At 58.3% G+C, this 1,812-nt stretch carries 2 protein-coding genes and 1 pseudogene; all 3 read right to left on the bottom strand.

The window, feature by feature from the left end; genetic code table 11:
- Nucleotides 1–597: pseudogene (locus EN991_RS34755) on the bottom strand (cardiolipin synthase B); the annotation flags it as partial.
- Entirely contained in the window at nucleotides 542–868 is a 327-nt protein-coding gene (locus EN991_RS34750; RefSeq protein WP_027036398.1) for a low affinity iron permease family protein, read from the bottom strand. The pseudogene EN991_RS34755 and the gene EN991_RS34750, both read right to left, overlap by 56 nt.
- Nucleotides 869–978: 110 nt before the next feature.
- Nucleotides 979–1,812: ATP-binding protein (locus EN991_RS34745; protein WP_127370420.1), on the bottom strand; the 834-nt coding region annotated here is incomplete at its 5' end.

The following is a 1,812-nucleotide window of genomic DNA, read 5'->3' as shown; positions in this document are numbered from 1 at the left end:
GTTTACACGGTCCAACGTATACCAGCGTAGCGGCCGATAGCGTTCGAACCGCACACCTGCCGTCGTCATGATGCGGATCAGGTCCTCGTCGAAGGGAAGGCTGCCAACCCAGTCGACGTTCACGCGGACTTCCACGCCTTCGCGGGCCTTCGTCGCCAATGCGATCGCGAACTCGTAGCCGATGGCTCCTGACCAATAAATATACGTTTCCATGTTGACGCTGGATCGAGCCGCCCCGATTGCTTGCAGCATTGAGGGAAATATTTCGTCTCCGTTGACGAGAGTTTGGACCGCGTTGGAACCGAACATCTGCCCTTGCGAATAGCTGCTCATCGTCTTGGAAAATTGGGGATCCGTAGCGTCGAACCGGTGGGGGACGATAGATCGTAGAACGCGCGGCTGCGGAGTGAGGTTTATGATCAACACCGTGAGCAGGCTGCCGATGGCGGCAATGGCCAGATAGATGAGCACCTTTCGCCAAGGCGCAATGCGGGAGGTCTTCTTGCGGGCGCCTGACGCAACGGGACCGAAAGGCTGCACGTCAATCGCCCTGTTGCTGGCGATGGCGATGTTTTTCGATCTCCTCGGGCTCTTCATCGTCGATCCGGGTGATGTTTGAAGCCGCGTGATCTGACCGCAGAATCTCGTCCAGCTTGGCATGGATCGCTTGAGTGTCGCGGTGCTCCGCACGCTGGATGAACAGCGTCATCGCCCAGGTGAACAATGTTGCGGCTCCATGCCAATCCAAGCTCTGTCGCTCGAAAATCATCCAAAGAATTGCGTAGGCCAACAAGACCAGGAACGCAGCGGGACGGGAAGTCAGTGTGCCGATTGAGGTAAGGGCGCTGGTGATCGGATGATTTGCCATTCCAGAGAACTCGCGGCAGTCCCCCTGGTTCCGGCGAGACATCATACCGCCCCGCCGTGCCTGCAGTGGATTTGGGTCGGCCGCTTGAGTACATCGCCTCTGGCCGATCGTTACTTTCGATCGAGCACCTTTCGGACCTTCTCGGCCAGCTCGTCGATCGTGTAGGGTTTGGTCAAAAGCTCCGTTCCAAAATCGAGCGTGCCATTGTGAACAATCGCGTTTCGCGTGTAGCCGGTGGTGTAGAGCACCTTTAGTGACGGGTGCGATGTCCTGACCTTGTCCACCAGTTCGCGGCCTGACATTTCCGGCATGACCACATCGGTGAACAGAAGCGAAGGCACATGCCCGCTCTCCACGGCGGCAAGTGCGTCTCGTGGCCCCGACATTTCCAGGACGGAATAGCCTAGTTCTCGCAGCGCTTCTGCGGCCATCAGGCGTACACGATCTTCATCCTCGACGATCATGATGACCTCGTCTGAACGTCCCGGATGCTCGCCCGCCAAGGCGGCGGCCGGGCTGTCGGGAATGCCGCCATGCGACCGCGGTAGATAGATCTTCAAGGTGGTTCCGACACCGAGTTCGGAATAGATCTTGACGCTGCCGCCGGACTGACGAACAAACCCATACACTTGGCTAAGTCCCAATCCGGTACCCTTGCCGACTCCCTTTGTGGTGAAGAACGGATCGAAGGCTCTTGCCAGCACGTCCGCAGTCATGCCCGTTCCGGAATCGGTGACCGCTATCATCACATACTGGCCCGAGGAGATCGCGTTTTCTCTCGCATACCGATCGTCAATATGGGCGTTAGACGTTTCAATCGTGAGCTTTCCGCCGCCGGGCATGGCATCGCGTGCGTTGACGCAAAGGTTGAGCAATGCGCTTTCCAATTGCCCTGCATCGGCCTCCACATGCCACAGCCCAGCGGCGAGCACCGTCTCGATTGC

It is taken from the genome of Mesorhizobium sp. M7A.F.Ca.US.005.03.2.1 (genome assembly GCF_003997795.1).
In the GTDB taxonomy this organism is placed as follows: domain Bacteria; phylum Pseudomonadota; class Alphaproteobacteria; order Rhizobiales; family Rhizobiaceae; genus Mesorhizobium; species Mesorhizobium ciceri.
The sequence above is the reverse complement of the archived record's forward strand: the minus strand, read 5'-3'. Positions and strand labels throughout refer to the sequence as shown.

What these genes read in the sequence shown, in the direction of transcription:
- EN991_RS34750 (WP_027036398.1), bottom strand. Translation starts at nt 868, where the DNA reads ATGGCAAATCATCCGATCACCAGCGCCCTTACCTCAATCGGCACACTG.